Genomic DNA, 14,803 nt, shown 5'->3' with positions numbered 1-14,803 from the left:
AGGAATTTCCTTCCGATGTCCGCGCGTGTCCTTGTCGTCGACGATGTACTGCCGAATGTGAAGCTGCTTGCGGCGAAGCTGACGCGCGAGTACTTCAATGTTCTGACGGCCTTCAACGGACCCGACGCGCTTGAGATGGTGCGGAAGGAATCGCCGGATATCGTTCTGCTCGACGTGATGATGCCGGGCATGGACGGGTTCGAGGTGTGCGAGAAGATCCGTTCCGATCCCGCCACCATGCACATTCCCGTGGTGATGGTCACGGCGCTGTCGGACATCGCCGACCGCGTCCGCGGCCTGGAGGCCGGGGCCGATGATTTCCTGACCAAGCCGGTGAACGACATCGCGCTGTTCGCGCGCGTCCGCTCGCTGGTTCGGCTGAAGATGATGATGGACGAGTGGCGCCTGCGCGAAAGCACGTCCGGCCAGTTCGGCGTCATCGAGCGCAGCGGCACCATGCTGAGCGAATCCTTCGAGCGCGCCAATGTGCTGGTGCTGGAGGACTCCGCCCTCGACCTGGAAAAGGTGACGGAGACGCTTCAGCGCGACCACAACATGGTGTTCTCCGCCGACACCGGCGCCAAGGCGCTGGAACGCGCGCTGGGCACGCCGCTCGATCTGGTGGTGGTCAGCCTGACCCTGCTGAACGAGGACGGGCTGCGCCTCTGTTCGCAGTTGCGCTCGCATGAGCGCACGCGGCAGGTGCCGATCCTGTTGATGGTGGACGACGGCGATCTGGGGCAGGTGGCGAAGGGGCTGGAACTCGGTGCCAATGATTACGTCGTCAAGCCGGTCGACCGGAACGAGTTGCTGGCCCGCGCCCGCACCCAGATCCGGCGCAAGCGCTATCAGGAACGGCTGCGCTCCAATTACGAGCAGAGCCTGTCGATGGCGCTGACCGACAGCCTGACCGGCGTCTTCAACCGCCGTTACGTCAACGCCCATCTGCCGCGGCTGCTGGAACGCGCCATCGACAGCCATAAGCCGGTGTCGGTGCTGATGTTCGACATCGACCATTTCAAGGTGGTCAACGACACCTATGGCCACGCCATCGGTGACGAGGTTCTGCGCGAGGTGTCCGCCCGCGCCAGCCGCAACCTGCGCACCTTCGACCTCGTCGCCCGGCTGGGTGGCGAGGAGTTCATCGTCATCCTGCCCGATACCGACGGGGAAGCCGCGCTGATCGTCGCCGAACGCCTGCGTTCGCGCATCGCCGACATGCCCTTCGCCGTATCGACCGGCCACGGCGAGATCAACGTGACGGTGTCCGTCGGCATCTCCATCGGCGGACGGCTGGGCGATACCGCCGAAGGGCTGGTCCGCCGGGCCGACGAGGCGCTGTACGAAGCCAAGCGGTCGGGCCGCAACTGCGTCATCGCCGACGCCCGCGCCGACCAGATGGAGGGGTAGGGGCGGGGCTTTCGACTCGTCCTCTTGCCGATCCTGCTGCGCCGCACCATGTGGCAAAGCCGTTCGTTATCACCGGCATCCATGGGGGACCGATGCTCGCCACCGCCAGCGGCGCCATCACCCATCTGGGCAGCAGCAGCCTTCTCGTCCCGCTTTCCGCCCTCTATGCGACTGCGCTGTGGCGGCACCATTCGGCGCCGCTGGCGCTGCGCTGGCTGCTTGCCCTGTCGCTGTGCCTGGGCGCTATGGTGGTGCTGAAGCTGGTGGGGCATGGCTGTGGTCTGCCGGACTTCCCGCTGTTCCCGTCGCTGTTCGCCGGCGACCGTTTCGTCAGCCCAAGCGGCCATGCCGCCTTCTCCGCCGTCTTCTACGGGTCGGTGTCGGCGCTGGCGGCGCGCAGTGCCCGATCGCGCTGGCTCCGCATCGTGCTGCCGCTGGCGGCGGTGGTGCTGGTGTTGGCGATCGGCGCCTCGCGTGTCGCCGTCTCCGCCCATTCGGGGGCGGAGGTGTTGGCCGGGCTGATGATCGGCGGGCTGTCGGCCCTGCTGTTCCTGTGGAGCAGCCGCAAGGACGCCGTCCCGCGCCTGCGCCCCTCCCCCTGGCTGGCGGGGGCGATGGCGCTGGGGCTGGCCCTGCTGGTCCACGCCGGCGATCCGTCCTTCGTCGAGGGAACCATCCGCTGGGCCGCCCATCAGTTGGACAGCGAGGGCGGTCTGTGCGAACTGGCCAGCCGGGTATTCCCCGGCAATCGCGGGTAAATCACCAACCGGGGTGAAGCCGCTGTCGTCCTGTGCTATGACGGACGGCCGCGCCCGGTTCCGCCGTTGCGGCACCGTTCGCGTCAATGCTTGAGCCTAAGGCTTGCGCCACGCCGCGCAAGATCCTATACCGACGCCCCGTTTCCGTTCCGTTCCGCCCCATTCCATCAGCTTTCGCCTGGTCACCTCGCACCGCATGTCGCTTTTCGATGCCCTGCCGCGTGGCCCTTCGTCGGGTGGCGCCGCCGTCCCCTTCGGTCAGGAGGACCTGACGCGCGTCTTCGATGCCAAGACGCTGCAGCGCGGCCGCACGCTGATGATGACCGGTGCGGTGACGCTGGGTCCTCCCGGCGGCGACCGGATCGAGGCGGAGGTCAGCGATCTCGGCCGGCGGCTGTCGGTGACGGTGATGCCGGTGCAGGGCAAGCGCAGCATCGTGCTCGACCGCAGCTGTTCCTGTGGCCGCAACGCCTGCGCCCATATGGCGGCGGCGGCGATGCTGGCGCTGGAAAGCCGGCCGGAATGGCGTCGCGCCTCGCTGTTCGACGTGGCGGACGTGAAGGCGCCGCTGGTCCCGCCTCCTCCGCCGCCGCCTGTACCCGTCGCGCCCACCCCGGCCGCAACGGCCCCCTCGGCACCGCCCGCCCCCAAGGCTCCGCTCACCCTGGTCCGCCCGCCGGTCCCGCCGCCGATCCGCAGCGTGGCGCCCCAGCCCCCACCGCCTCCACCCCCGGCAGCCAAGCCGGAGCCGGTGCGCAGTCTGCGCTGGACGCTGGAGCCGGGGCAGGGCGACGTTGCCTGCTACATCCTGGTGGAATTCGTGGCGGAGGGATCGGCCGACGCCAGCCCCGCCAGCCCGCGCGACGTGCTGGCCAAGGCGCCGCGCTCCGTCGACGGCGATGCCGACCGTGCCATCGCCCGGCTGCTCGGCGGCGGCGGCACCGAACGCACCCCCGTTGCCAAGAGCCGGGGAGAGGCGGTGGACCGCCTGCTGCGCCGCCTGCTCTCCACCGGCCGCCTGCGCTGGCGCGACGGCACCCCGCTGGCCGAGGGGCCGGGCCGCACCGTCCGCGCCTTCCGCGACCCCGCCACCCGCAAGCTGCGCCCGACCGGTCTGCCGGAACGCAGCGTGCTGGTGAAGGGGCAGTCCTATTGGTGCGTCGACAGTGCCTCCGGCACCGTCTTCCCGGTCGACCTACAGGTGGTGGAGGTGCCGAAGGCCAAGCCGGTGCCGGCCGCTCCGCCACCGCCGCCGGTTCCATCCAAATCTCCCCCGTCCAAATCGACGCCGTCCCGCCTGTTCGGCCCGTCGCGCAGCGGTGTGGCGTCGATGCCGCGCATCACCCCGCCGCCGCCCTCCATCGCGACATCCAGCTTCCGCGACAACGCCATCCCCGGCGTGCGCAGCGGGGCGGCCGATGCGGCAGCCATCGTCGAGCGCTCCCCCCGCATCATCGCGCGCCTCGGCCGCGTGGTGACGCCGGCCGACGGGCTGGTCGACGTGCTGCGCCTCTCCTTCGACTATGGCGAGCCCGGCCGCGCGGTGGAGATCGAGCCCGACGACCAGCGCCAGTTCGCCCGTTACGAGGACGACTTCGGCGACGTCACCTTCGTCCGCCGCGACAAGGCCGACGAGCAGGCGGCGCTGGACCGGCTGTCCGGACTCGGCTTCGCCCAGGCGCGGATCGAACCGCCGAAAGGCGCGCTGAACGCCCGCGGCTCCCGCGTCCACTGGCTGACCGGCCGGGACGTCGAGGAGCGCTGGCAGCATTTCCTGACCAACGAGGTCCCCGCCCTGACCAAGGCCGGCTGGATCATGGAGGTCGGCGCCGATTTCGGCACCAAGGTCATCGAACCGGGGGCGGAGGTCGAGGTTGCCGTCCGCGATGCCGGCGACGGCTGGTTCGACCTGGATGTCGGCGTGGAGATCGACGGCGAGCGCCAGCCGCTTCTGCCGATCCTCGCCCGGCTGGTGGAAAAGGGCGGCCTGTCGACCACCCGTGTCATCGACGGCCGCGCCCACATCGTGCTGGACGACGGCAATGTCCTAGCCCTGCCGGCCGAACGGATCGAGCGGCTGCTCAGCGTTCTGGAAGCGATGCTGGACAGCGGGCGCAGCAGCGGCGACCGGCTGAAGGTGCCGTTGGCCGAAGCCGACTCGCTGCTGGACATCGACGATTTGATCGCCCGGCGCGGCGACGAGACGGCGCAGATCGACGGCTATCTCCAGCGCCTGCGCGCCGACGAGATGCCGGGTGACATGACCCCGCCGCCGGGCTTCAGGGGCGAGTTGCGCGATTACCAGCGCGGCGGTCTGGCCTGGATGCAGAGCCTGCGCGCCAACAACGTCGCCGGAATCCTGGCCGATGACATGGGGCTGGGCAAGACCGCCCAGACGCTGGCCCACATCGCCATGGAGGAACATGAGGGCCGGCTGACCGAGCCCTGCCTCGTCGTGGTGCCGACCAGCCTCGTGCCCAACTGGGTCGCAGAGTCGGAGCGCTTCACCCCGCATCTGCGCGTCGTCGTGCTGCATGGCGTCGACCGCCATGGCAAGCTGTCGGAGATCGACCGCGCCCACATCGTCGTCACCACCTATGGCGTGGTGGCGCGCGACGTCGATCTGCTGAAACGCCTGACCTGGCACATGATCGTGCTGGACGAGGCGCAGGCGATCAAGAACCCCGACGGCAAGGCGACCCGTGCGGTGGCGGCGCTGCCGGCGCGGCACCGGCTCTGCCTGTCCGGCACGCCGGTGGAGAACAATCTGGGCGAGCTGTGGAGCCAGTTCGCCTTCCTGATGCCGGGCCTGCTGGGCGACCGCAAGGATTTCGGCAAGCGTTACCGCGTGCCGATCGAGAAGCGCGGCGACAACACCCGCGCCAACCTGCTGATGCGCCGCATCCGCCCCTTCCTGCTCCGCCGCACCAAGGAGGCGGTGGCCAAGGAGCTGCCGCCGAAGACCGAGGTGGTGGTGCGCATCGACCTGGAACGCGACCAGCGCGACCTTTACGAGACCATCCGCCTGTCGGTGAACGAGACGGTGCGCGCGGCGTTGGCCGCCAGCGGCAAGGGGCTGGGCCAGAACGCCATCGCGGTGATCGACGCGCTGTTGAAGCTGCGGCAGGTCTGCTGCGACCCGTGCCTGCTGAAATCCATCGCTGCGCTGGGCGGCAAGGCGCGGCCAAGCGCCAAGCTGCACGCCCTGACCGAAATGGTGAAGGAGATGGTGCCGGAAGGCCGGCGCATCCTGATCTTCTCGCAGTTCACCACCATGCTCGACCTCATCAAGCTGGAATTGGAGAAGGCCCACATCCCCTATGTCGAGCTGACCGGCCGTACGCTGGACCGCGCCGAGCCGGTGAACCGCTTCCAGAACCGCGAGGTCCCGGTCTTCCTCATCAGCCTGAAGGCCGGCGGACGCGGCCTGAACCTGACCGCGGCCGACACGGTGATCCACTACGATCCCTGGTGGAATCCGGCCGCCGAGGATCAGGCGACCGACCGCGCCTATCGCATCGGCCAGGACAAGCCGGTCTTCGTCTACAAGCTGATCGCCGCCAACACGGTGGAGGAACGCATCCTCGACCTCCAGCGCCGCAAGGGCAGCCTGTCCGCCGCCACCATCGAGGGCAAGGGGCTGGTCAGTGCTCTCGACGGCGGCGATATCGACTATCTGCTTGGAGACGGTGAAGAGGACGGGGAGGAATAGGCCCCCGCCTCAGTGTGCCCGCTTCGCCGCCAGCAGGCTGGCGACGGCAGCGCCATTCTTGCCGGCGCGCTCGCCGATGGCGGTCAGGGTCTCGCCCGGCCTAGCGTCGATGTTCGCGGTCTTCAGCACCTCCACCGCCTTGTCGGGCGTGAGGCCCAGCGCCGGCGCCGCTGCTTCCAGCGTCGCGCCCGACAGCGCGCCGAACACCGCCCCCGGATTGACGCTGCCGCCGCCGGTGGTGCCGGTCAAGCCGGTGAAGACCACCGACACGACGATGCTGGCGATGAAGGCGGCTTGCGCGGCGTACCGCTTCAGATAGCCCAGGAAAGCCCGCCAGTTCTTCACCAGATGCCAGAGCGCGATGGCGGAGAACGCCATGCTCAGCCATTCGTGGGAGAAGCGCACCAGCCCGGCGTTCCAGTGCAGCAGCAGCATCACGCCGGTCACCGTGGACACGACGAAGGTGACGATGGTGACGGGGGTGACCACGTCGCGGGTCATGGTCTTGGAGATGGTCATGGCAGTCGCCCTTGATCCGGTGTCGTTTCTTGTTGGCGGCCATGATCGCGCGCGACTGTAACTGGACAATATCCGGCGGCGTGCGGCTGTGTAACAGTGTGTAACGCGCCGGCCGGCGTGCCATCGGCCGCTCCGCCCGCAATCCTGTCCAAGACGACCGTCACGCCCTCCTGTTAGACTGCGGCATGGACCAGCAATCAGCACTGACCCGGACTCCGGCCGGCGGAGGCGATTTCGCCCGTTTGTGGCGGGAAGCGCGCTTCGACGGCATGGAATGCCTGAACGCCCGCTTCCAGCGCCACAGCTATGCCCCGCACACGCACGAGACCTATGTGGTCGGCGTCATCACCGCCGGGACCGAGCTATACCGCTGCCGCGGCGCCGAGCGGGTGGCGCGGGCCGGACAGGTCGTGGTTCTGGATCCGGAGGTTCTGCATGACGGCCGCCCGGCGGCGGACGGCTATGCCTACCGCATGTTCTACCCCTCGGTGGCGCTGTTCGAACAGGCGATGACGGATGCGCTGGGCCGGCCCGTCGCCCCGCATTTCGCCGCCACCGAACTGGACGACCCGGAGTTGTTCCAGGCCCTGCGCGGCCTGCACCATGGGCTGGAGGGGCCGTACCGCGAGCCGCTGCGCACCGACACCGACGCGCTGCGCGCCTTCACTGCGCTGGCCCTGCGCCACGGCGACCTGACCGCCCGCCCGCGCGATGCCGGGCAGGAGCCGGCGGCGGTCCGCCGCGCGCGGGAGTATCTGGACGCCCACCTCGACAGCCCGGTGGAACTGGCCGATCTGGCCGAGGCGGCGGGGCTCAGCCGCTTCCATCTGCTGCGCGTCTTCCGCGCGGCGGTGGGCACCACACCGCACGGCTATTTGACCGACCGCCGCGTCGCCCAGGCCAAGCGGCTGCTCGCCGGTCCGTTGCCGCTTGCTGACGTGGCGCTGGCCTGCGGTTTCTGCGATCAGGCGCATTTCAACCGGGTGTTCAAGGGGCGGGTCGGCGTCTCCCCCGGCCAATACCGGCGCGGCAGCAATCCCGTCCAAGACGCGCCCGCCGTCGCCGCCTAGTTTCGCAGCCATGAGCAAGCACATGAGCATGGGTAGCTACCCCATACCGGCATCCCCGCGGCAGGAGTTCGCGGCGGGCGTCGTCCATTGCCTGCCCATCGTGGCCGGCGCGGTTCCCTTCGGCTTCCTGCTGGGCAGTCTCGCCGCCAAGGCCGGGCTGTCGGCGCTGGACATGGGGCTGATGAGCGCGCTGGTCTTCGCCGGCAGTTCCCAGTTCGTTGCGGTCGAACTGCTGGACAAGGGAAGCGCCGGGCTGGCGGTGGTCGGCGCCATTCTGCTGGTCAACCTGCGTCACCTGCTGATGGGGGCGACGCTGGAGCCGCGCTTTCGCGGCGTTCCCCGCGCACGGGCCGGGCTGGCGCTGTTCTTCATGACCGACGAACAATGGGCGCTGGCGCTGCGCCGCGGGCCGGAGCTGACGCTGGCCTATTGGTACGGCGTGGCGGCGACGCTCTATCTGGCGTGGCTGACCAGCACGGTGGCGGGGACGCTGGCCGGGACGCTGATTGCCGACCCCGCCGCCTGGGGGCTGGATTTCACCTTCATCGCCGTCTTCCTGTGCCTGCTGGCCGGGTTCTGGCGTGGAGTCGGTTCGCTGCCGCCCTGGCTGGCGAGCGCTGCCGCCGCGCTGGCCGTCCATGCGCTGTCTTCCGGAGGGACATGGCACATCCTGGCCGGCGCCTTGGCCGGCGGAGCGGTCGCCGCAATGCAAGCGAAGGGGCCGGGACAGGGACAGGGGAGGGCGCGCGATGCTTGAGTCGCTGCACCTGGACTGGAGCGTCTTCGCCATCGTTCTGGGCGGGGCGCTGGTCACTTGGATGACGCGGATCGGTGGGCCGTGGCTGATCGCGCGGATCCGGCCCGGCCGGGCGGCGAGTGCCGCGCTGGAGGCGACGCCGGGCGCTGTCTTGGTCGCCCTGGTGGCGCCCGCCGCCCTGTCGCGCCCATCCGATGCGTTGGCCGCCGCCTTCGTCTGCCTGATCGCCCGGCGCGTGCCGATGGTGGTGGCGGTGGTGGCCGGCGTGGTCGCCGTCGTGCTGCTGCGCCGCCTGCTGTAGTCATTGTTGCAAACTGCCGTCTGGTGAAGCGGGCGGGGGATGCCTATAAGTCGGGAATGACCGACCCGATCTCCGCCCCCTCCGCGCCCGCATCCACCCCGGCTGGCTTCGACCCGCACGCCCTGCCGCCGCTGCGCGACGTGATCGCGCGTTTCGGGTTGGAGGCGCGCAAGTCGCTGGGGCAGAACTTCCTGCTCGACCTGAACCTGACAGGGCGGATCGCGCGCTCGGCCAATCTGCCGGCCGGCACCACCGCCATCGAGGTCGGTCCCGGTCCCGGTGGCCTGACCCGCGCGCTGCTGGCGACCAATGCGGTGAAGGTCATCGCCATCGAACGCGACCGCCGCTTCATCGAGGCGCTGCAGGACGTCATCGAGGCATCGCAGGGCCGCCTGAGCATCGTCGAGGCCGACGCCCTCACGGTGGACCCGGAAGACCTCGTTCCCGCCCCGCGCGCCATCGTCGCGAACCTGCCCTACAATATCGCGACCCCGCTTCTGCTCGGCTGGCTGGCGCGGATCGAGGCCTATGTCAGCCTGACCCTGATGTTCCAGAAGGAGGTCGCCGACCGGCTGGTGGCGAAGCCGGGCAGCAAGGCCTATGGCCGGTTGTCTGTCATCACCCAGTGGCGCTCCGACGCCCGCGTGCTGTTCAACCTGCCACCGCGCGCCTTCACCCCGCCACCGAAGGTCGAATCGACGGTCGTTCACCTGACTCCGCGCATGAACCCCGAGCCAGCCGACTGGCGCGCGCTGGAACAGGTCACCGCCGCCGCCTTCGGCCAGCGCCGCAAGATGCTGCGCCAGAGCCTGAAATCGCTGGGCAATGCCGAAGCCCTGCTGGAGGAGACCGGCATCGTCCCGACCGCCCGAGCGGAGGAGATCGACGTCGCCGGCTTCGCCGCTCTCGCCCGCGCCTTCCGCGCCCGCCATCCGCTGGAGCCGCCAACGGGGGAGTCGACATGATCCGGGTCAATCCCCGCATCAGCTTGGACGAGAGCGAATTGCAGGAGGAGTTCATCCGCGCCTCCGGCCCCGGCGGCCAGCATGTCAACAAGACGGAGACCGCGGTTCAGCTGCGCTTCGACGTGCGGCGCTCGCCGAACCTGCCCGACCCGGTGCGCTATCGGCTGGAGCGGCTTGCCGGATCGCGCCTGACCCAGGACGGCGTGCTGATCCTGGTGGCAGACCGTTACCGCTCGCAGATGCGCAACCGTGAAGACGCCCGCGAACGCCTGATCGACCTGATCCGCGAAGCCGCCACCCCGCCGCCGCCACCCCGCCGCCCGACCAAACCGACGAAGGGATCCAAGGAGCGGCGACTGGAGGGCAAGGCCAAGCGGTCGGAGGTGAAGAAGATGCGTGGGAACGTTCACGACTGAGCGCCTCCCGTCAGAGCGCCATCTTCATTTCGACATCGTCATAATCCACCCGCAAACCGTCCTGATCGTCGATCAGTCCGGCCTCGACCAATGCGGTCACGTCCAAATGGACGTTACGGTAATCGCGGCCCAGTGCCCCGGCCAATGCCCGGATGCTTGCGGTGGGAGTGCGATGAAGATGCCGAAGGATCTCCAGTCGCTTCGGCGTGAGAACCCGCGCCATCCCCTCGAAGGACTCGAAGGTGATGTGGTGCTCCCGGACGGTTTTCCCGGCTGCATGGCGGCGGAGCGCATCCTTGATGGCAGCGGCCTCGGCCTGGAGGTCGATCCCGATGTGGATCTGAAGCGTCGTCATAGCCTTCCCTCCCTGACCGCCGCGACATCGGCGAAAAACTGGTCGATCAACTGGTCCATAGTCTCGAATCGAACCGGCGTCTCCCGGCCCTGGATGTGCTTGTGGTCACCTTTGCCCTTCTCGTTGTCGTACCCGACGATCCGTTCGCCGGCTCTTCCATAAAACAGACTGTACTTGTAGCCATGCTCCGATGGCGGTACGGGAGCGGCCACTGACCAGACCCGCACCTGGATGATGCTTCCGTCGTCGTAGAGGGTCTTACGGGACAGGAGGAGCACGGCTTTGTTCATGCCCTAAGATAAGCTGTCCCGATGATGTGGTAAAGCCACATATGGCGGCCCACCACATCATGTCCAGCCCTGTTGACCGACAACGCTGCCACCTGATTCGACGCGGCATGTCCGCCATGAGGCAGGCGCATTGGACGGTTCAACCATCCCGTGCCAGCTTTGCTTTTCGCTTGCCTGTGAAACATTTCCCGGCCCGAACAGGTCCGGGGTCGGAGACGTTCCATGAGCCACCCTTCCGCCGCCCTGCCGTCGCCGACCTCGGCGCGGCTGTCCGTCGGGTTCGCCTGGGTCGGGCATTCGCTGATGCACATCGTGTCGGCGCTGTTCCTCACCATCGTGCTGGCGCTGGAAACGGAATGGAAGCTCTCCTATGACGAACTGATCCGGCTGTGGACGCTGGGCGCCTTCATGATCGGGCTGGGGGCGCCGCTCGCCGGCTGGCTGGGCGACCGCTGGAGTTCGGCCGGCATGATCGCCGTCTTCTACCTGATGACCGGTGCTGGGGCGGTGCTGGCCGGACTGTCGGACGGGCCGGAGATGCTGATGTGGTCGCTGGCCCTGCTGGGGCTGGGGGCGTCGATCTACCACCCCGTCGGCATGGCCTGGATGATGGCAAACGCCGAGAATCGCGGAAAGGCGATGGGCTGGCTCGGCCTGTTCGGTACCTTCGGCGTCGCAACCGCCGCGGTGGTCGCCGGCAGCCTGACGCAATGGCTGAACTGGCGCATGGCCTTCATCATCCCCGGCGCGATCTGCCTCGTGCTGGGCGTTGTTCTGGCCTTGCTGATGATGACCGGCGTCGTTCAGGACCGCCACGCCGACGTGAAGCCGCAGCCCAAGCCGTCGCGCGGCGACGTGGTGCGCGCCTTCTTCGTGCTGTCGCTGACCATGGTCTGTGCCGGTCTGATCTTCAACGCCATGCAGGTGGTGCTGCCCAAGCTGTTCGAGGCGCGGCTGGGCGGTTGGCTCGGCACCGGCACGCTGGGCGTCGGCGGGCTGGTGACGGCGGTCTACCTGATCTCCGCCCTGCCGCAGATGGTCGGCGGCGTGCTGGCCGACCGCCATTCGCTGAAGCGGGTCTATATGCTCTGCCTGCTGGTCCAGATTCCGCTGATGGCCGCAGTCGCCGTCCTGGCCGACGTGCCGCTGGTGGCCGCCGCCGCCTTCGTGGTGATCGCTTCGCAGACACAGATCCCGGCGGAGAACATGCTGCTGGCCCGCTATACCCCGGACAAGCACCGCGGGCTGGCCTTCGGCGCCAAATACATCCTGTCCTTCGGCGCCGGTCCGCTGGCCGTGCAGCTGGTCGCCTGGGTCTATGAGCGGACCGGTGAGTTCACCATGCTCTATCTGACCCTGTCGGCGCTGGCCGCCCTGGCCTTCGCCGCCGCCCTGCTGCTGCCCGACGACCGCCGCAAGGCCGAACCGGTGGCGGAGCCGTTGCCGGCGGCGGAGTGACCCGCCGCCGGATTGGAGTTCCTCACGCAAGCGTCTTGTTCAGTGCCTGATCCAGGTCGGCGATGATGTCCTCCGGCGTCTCCAGCCCGATCGAGAGGCGGATCACGTCGGGACCGGCGCCGGCCGAGGCCTGGGCCTCCGCCGACAGCTGGCGGTGGGTGGTCGAGGACGGGTGGATGATGAGGGAGCGGGCGTCGCCGATGTTGGCGAGGTGGCTGAACAGCTCGACGCTCTCCACCATTTTCACGCCAGCCTCGAAGCCGCCCTTGACGCCGAAGGTCAGCACCGCACCGGCACCGCGCGGCAGGTACTTCTTCGCGAGGTCACGGTACTTGGACGACTCCAGCCCGGCATAGCTGACCCAGCCGACCGCCGGATGGCCTTCCAGGAACTGTGCCACCTTCAGCGCGCTTTCGGCGTGGCGCTGCATGCGCAGCGGCAGGGTTTCGATGCCGTTCAGCGTCAGGAATGCGTTCATCGGCGCCTGGCTCGGCCCCAGGTCGCGCAGGCCGACGGCATGGCCGTGGATGGTGAAGGCGAGATGGCCGAAGGTCTCGTGGAAGCGCAGGCCGTGATAGCCGGGGTCCGGCTCGCTCAGCGCCGGGAACTTGCCGGACTTGCTCCAGTCGAACTTGCCGCTGTCGATCACCACGCCGCCGACCGAGGTGCCGTTGCCGGACAGGAACTTGGTGGTGGAATGCACCACCAGCGTGGCGCCCCACTGGATCGGGTTGATCAGGTAGGGGGTGGCCAGCGTGTTGTCGACGATCAGCGGGATGCCGGCCTCGTCGGCGATCTTGGCGATGGCTTCGATGTCGGTCACCACGCCGCCGGGGTTGGCGAGGCTCTCCACGAAGATGGCCTTGGTCTTCTCGGTCAGCGCCGCCTTGACGTTGTCCACGTCGTCGGTGTCGACGAGGCTTGGCTGCCAGCCGAAGGCGCGCGGGAAGCTGATGCCGAGCTGGTTCAGCGAACCGCCATAGAGCTTCTTTGACGCGACGATGTGATCGCCCGGCGCCATCAGCGGGAACAGCGCCAGCAGCTGGGCGGCATGGCCGGAGGAGGTCGCGGTGGCGCCGGCGCCGCCTTCCAGATTGGCCAGACGCTCCTCCAGCACCGCCACCGTCGGGTTGGTCAGGCGGGAGTAGATGAAGCCAACCTTCTGCAGGTTGAACAGAGAGGCGGCGTCGTCGACATCCTCGAAGACGAAGCTGGTGGTCTGGTAGATCGGCGTCTGTCGCGCGCCCGTCGCCGGGTCGGGAGCGGCGCCGGCATGGATGGCGCGGGTCTCGAAGCCGAAGCTCTTCTGCTCAGTCATCTGCGTGATTCCCCCAATTTTTCAGATCAGCTTTTTGAACGATTTCGTCGGCGCCATGCGGCGCGTCACCAGCACGTTGGAATTGACCCCGATCCGGCCGATTTCGCCGTAGAGCCGTTGGATTTCCATCTTCGGACAGCGGTCCATCACCACCGTCAGGCCGGCGGCCTGGGCCCGCGCCGCCGCCTCGTCGTTGCGGACGCCCAACTGCATCCACACCACCTTGGCCCCGGCGGCGATCGCCTCGTCCGTCACCCCGCCAGCGGCGGCGGAGTTGCGGAAGATGTCGACCATGTCCGGCGGCTCCGGCAAATCCTTCAGGCTGGCGTAGACCGGCAGGCCGAGAATGGTCTGGCCGGCCATCTTCGGGTTGACCGGGATGACCTGATAGCCCTTGTCGCGCAGATACTTCATCACGAAGAAGCTGGCTTTCACCGGGTCGGCGCTGGCCCCCACCACGGCGATGCTCTTCGCGTTTTCCAGCACGCCGCGCAGGAAGGCGTCGGTGTAATCGGCCGGCTCGGTGATCTTGAGATCGCTCAGCTTGGGATCGGTCATCGGCCACACCAGACCGGCGCGCGCTTGCCCAGGAAGGCGTCGATGCCTTCGGCGGCATCCTGCGCCATCATGTTCTCGGTCATCACCTTGGCGGCGTAGGCATAGGCGCCTTCCACGTCCAGATCGATCTGGCGGTAGAAGGCCTCCTTGCCGGAGGCGAGCGTCAGCGGTGACTTGGACGCGATCTTAGCGGCGACGCTGTCCACCACCTCGTCCAGCTGATCGGCCGGCACCGCGCGGTTGACGAGGCCGATGCGCTCCGCCTCCTCGGCGTCGATCAGGTCGCCCAGCAGCAGCATCTCCATCGCCGCCTTGCGCCCGACCGCGCGGGTCAGCGCCACCATGGGCGTCGAGCAGAACAGCCCGATGTTCACCCCCGGCGTCGCGAAGCGCGCGTCCTCCTCGCAATAAGCAAGGTCGCAGGTCGCCACCAGCTGACAGCCGGCGGCGGTCGCCACGCCGCGCACCTTGGCGATCACCGGCTGGCGGACGCGGTTGATCGTCAGCATCAGGCGGGAGCACTGGGTGAACAGCGCCTCGTACAGCTCACGCGACGGGGCGGCGCGCATTTCCTTGAGGTCATGTCCGGCGCAGAAGGCGCCACCGGCCCCGGCCAGAACCACCGCGCGCACGGAACGATCCTCGTCGATGATGTCGAGCGCGTCCTGCAGCGCCGCCATCAGTCCGACCGACAGCGCGTTGCGCGCCTTCGGCCGGTTCAGCGTCAGGGTGGCGACCCCATCGCGATCCTCGCGCAGGACCAGCGGTGTATCCTGCGGGGAATGGGAATCGTGTGTCGAAACCGCGGCGCTCATGGTCGTTGTCCTCCCGTATTCCTTTGGTTGCGCACCGCCGGCAGCTTAACGCGCCGGGCCTGCGGGTGACACGGGGAACCTGCAGGGCAGGGACAATGAGA

General features: G+C 68.5%; 15 protein-coding genes. 9 read left to right on the top strand and 6 right to left on the bottom strand.

What is annotated here, in order from left to right:
• Positions 1 to 15 precede the first annotated feature (15 nt).
• From M5E06_RS07505 to M5E06_RS07495, 3 genes are all read left to right on the top strand, one after another.
• Entirely contained in the window at positions 16 to 1,410 is a 1,395-nt protein-coding gene (locus tag M5E06_RS07505; protein ID WP_252137713.1) for a PleD family two-component system response regulator, read from the top strand.
• 92 nt (positions 1,411 to 1,502) lie between these two features.
• A complete protein-coding gene (locus tag M5E06_RS07500; RefSeq protein ID WP_252137712.1) occupies positions 1,503 to 2,168 on the top strand; it encodes a phosphatase PAP2 family protein in 666 nt (221 codons plus the stop codon).
• A gap of 196 nt (positions 2,169 to 2,364) precedes the next feature.
• Positions 2,365 to 5,880: an SNF2-related protein gene (locus M5E06_RS07495; RefSeq protein ID WP_252137711.1), complete on the top strand. Its 3,516-nt coding sequence runs from the start codon at positions 2,365 to 2,367 to the stop codon at positions 5,878 to 5,880.
• A 9-nt stretch (positions 5,881 to 5,889) separates the two neighbouring features.
• Here M5E06_RS07495 and M5E06_RS07490 read toward each other — a convergent pair whose 3' ends face one another.
• Positions 5,890 to 6,399 carry a DUF4405 domain-containing protein gene (locus M5E06_RS07490; protein ID WP_252137710.1) on the bottom strand — a complete coding sequence of 170 codons (510 nt, stop codon included), beginning with the start codon at positions 6,397 to 6,399 and terminating at the stop codon, positions 5,890 to 5,892.
• A gap of 185 nt (positions 6,400 to 6,584) precedes the next feature.
• Between M5E06_RS07490 and M5E06_RS07485 the strand changes: the two genes are divergently transcribed.
• Genes M5E06_RS07485 through arfB form a run of 5 tightly spaced genes read left to right on the top strand, consistent with a single transcriptional unit; the run spans position 6,585 to position 9,908 of the window.
• A complete protein-coding gene (locus tag M5E06_RS07485; protein WP_252137709.1) occupies positions 6,585 to 7,469 on the top strand; it encodes an AraC family transcriptional regulator in 885 nt (294 codons plus the stop codon).
• A gap of 22 nt (positions 7,470 to 7,491) precedes the next feature.
• Positions 7,492 to 8,226, top strand: a complete 735-nt coding sequence (locus tag M5E06_RS07480) for an AzlC family ABC transporter permease (RefSeq protein WP_252137708.1) — start codon at positions 7,492 to 7,494, stop codon at positions 8,224 to 8,226.
• On the top strand, positions 8,219 to 8,527 hold the full coding sequence (locus M5E06_RS07475; protein WP_149198353.1) for an AzlD family protein: 309 nt from the start codon (positions 8,219 to 8,221) through the stop codon (positions 8,525 to 8,527). Before M5E06_RS07480 ends, M5E06_RS07475 begins: the two co-directional genes overlap by 8 nt.
• Positions 8,528 to 8,583: 56 nt before the next feature.
• Positions 8,584 to 9,492 (top strand): 16S rRNA (adenine(1518)-N(6)/adenine(1519)-N(6))-dimethyltransferase RsmA, encoded by a 909-nt coding sequence (gene rsmA, locus M5E06_RS07470; RefSeq protein ID WP_252137707.1) that lies wholly within the window; start codon positions 8,584 to 8,586, stop codon positions 9,490 to 9,492.
• A complete protein-coding gene (gene arfB / locus M5E06_RS07465) occupies positions 9,489 to 9,908 on the top strand; it encodes an alternative ribosome rescue aminoacyl-tRNA hydrolase ArfB (RefSeq protein WP_252137706.1) in 420 nt (139 codons plus the stop codon). The genes rsmA and arfB overlap by 4 nt, the downstream gene beginning before the upstream one ends.
• A 10-nt stretch (positions 9,909 to 9,918) precedes the next feature.
• On the opposite strand, the gene M5E06_RS07460 is transcribed toward arfB, so the two are convergent.
• Positions 9,919 to 10,263 carry an HVO_A0114 family putative DNA-binding protein gene (locus M5E06_RS07460; protein WP_252137705.1) on the bottom strand — a complete coding sequence of 115 codons (345 nt, stop codon included), beginning with the start codon at positions 10,261 to 10,263 and terminating at the stop codon, positions 9,919 to 9,921.
• Positions 10,260 to 10,553, bottom strand: a complete 294-nt coding sequence (locus M5E06_RS07455) for a toxin-antitoxin system TumE family protein (RefSeq protein WP_252137704.1) — start codon at positions 10,551 to 10,553, stop codon at positions 10,260 to 10,262. Before M5E06_RS07455 ends, M5E06_RS07460 begins: the two co-directional genes overlap by 4 nt.
• Before the next feature lie 222 nt (positions 10,554 to 10,775).
• On the opposite strand from M5E06_RS07455, the gene M5E06_RS07450 reads away from it, so the two are divergent.
• Positions 10,776 to 12,011, top strand: a complete 1,236-nt coding sequence (locus M5E06_RS07450) for an MFS transporter (RefSeq protein ID WP_252137703.1) — start codon at positions 10,776 to 10,778, stop codon at positions 12,009 to 12,011.
• 22 nt (positions 12,012 to 12,033) lie between these two features.
• Here the strand turns inward: M5E06_RS07450 and M5E06_RS07445 are convergent, their stop codons facing one another.
• The 3 genes from M5E06_RS07445 to M5E06_RS07435 are packed head-to-tail and all read right to left on the bottom strand — an operon-like array spanning position 12,034 to position 14,702.
• On the bottom strand, positions 12,034 to 13,329 hold the full coding sequence (locus M5E06_RS07445; protein WP_252137702.1) for an O-acetylhomoserine aminocarboxypropyltransferase: 1,296 nt from the start codon (positions 13,327 to 13,329) through the stop codon (positions 12,034 to 12,036).
• Between the two features lie 21 nt (positions 13,330 to 13,350).
• Entirely contained in the window at positions 13,351 to 13,887 is a 537-nt protein-coding gene (locus M5E06_RS07440; RefSeq protein ID WP_136704234.1) for a CoA-binding protein, read from the bottom strand.
• Complete coding sequence (locus tag M5E06_RS07435; protein ID WP_252137701.1) at positions 13,884 to 14,702, bottom strand: enoyl-CoA hydratase; 819 nt, start codon at positions 14,700 to 14,702, stop codon at positions 13,884 to 13,886. The genes M5E06_RS07440 and M5E06_RS07435 overlap by 4 nt, the downstream gene beginning before the upstream one ends.
• Positions 14,703 to 14,803 lie beyond the last annotated feature (101 nt).

Source organism: Azospirillum sp. A1-3 (assembly GCF_023806445.1).
Lineage (GTDB): Bacteria > Pseudomonadota > Alphaproteobacteria > Azospirillales > Azospirillaceae > Azospirillum.
This window is presented reverse-complemented; position numbering and strand designations above follow the sequence as displayed.

Coding starts and splice junctions, on each gene's coding strand:
- M5E06_RS07505 (WP_252137713.1), top strand. CDS start 16: ATGTCCGCGCGTGTCCTTGTCGTCGACGATGTACTGCCGAATGTGAAG.
- M5E06_RS07500 (WP_252137712.1), top strand. CDS start 1,503: ATGCTCGCCACCGCCAGCGGCGCCATCACCCATCTGGGCAGCAGCAGC.
- M5E06_RS07495 (WP_252137711.1), top strand. CDS start 2,365: ATGTCGCTTTTCGATGCCCTGCCGCGTGGCCCTTCGTCGGGTGGCGCC.
- M5E06_RS07490 (WP_252137710.1), bottom strand. CDS start 6,399: ATGACCATCTCCAAGACCATGACCCGCGACGTGGTCACCCCCGTCACC.
- M5E06_RS07485 (WP_252137709.1), top strand. CDS start 6,585: ATGGACCAGCAATCAGCACTGACCCGGACTCCGGCCGGCGGAGGCGAT.
- M5E06_RS07480 (WP_252137708.1), top strand. CDS start 7,492: ATGAGCATGGGTAGCTACCCCATACCGGCATCCCCGCGGCAGGAGTTC.
- M5E06_RS07475 (WP_149198353.1), top strand. CDS start 8,219: ATGCTTGAGTCGCTGCACCTGGACTGGAGCGTCTTCGCCATCGTTCTG.
- rsmA (WP_252137707.1), top strand. CDS start 8,584: ATGACCGACCCGATCTCCGCCCCCTCCGCGCCCGCATCCACCCCGGCT.
- arfB (WP_252137706.1), top strand. CDS start 9,489: ATGATCCGGGTCAATCCCCGCATCAGCTTGGACGAGAGCGAATTGCAG.
- M5E06_RS07460 (WP_252137705.1), bottom strand. CDS start 10,263: ATGACGACGCTTCAGATCCACATCGGGATCGACCTCCAGGCCGAGGCC.
- M5E06_RS07455 (WP_252137704.1), bottom strand. CDS start 10,553: ATGAACAAAGCCGTGCTCCTCCTGTCCCGTAAGACCCTCTACGACGAC.
- M5E06_RS07450 (WP_252137703.1), top strand. CDS start 10,776: ATGAGCCACCCTTCCGCCGCCCTGCCGTCGCCGACCTCGGCGCGGCTG.
- M5E06_RS07445 (WP_252137702.1), bottom strand. CDS start 13,329: ATGACTGAGCAGAAGAGCTTCGGCTTCGAGACCCGCGCCATCCATGCC.
- M5E06_RS07440 (WP_136704234.1), bottom strand. CDS start 13,887: ATGACCGATCCCAAGCTGAGCGATCTCAAGATCACCGAGCCGGCCGAT.
- M5E06_RS07435 (WP_252137701.1), bottom strand. CDS start 14,702: ATGAGCGCCGCGGTTTCGACACACGATTCCCATTCCCCGCAGGATACA.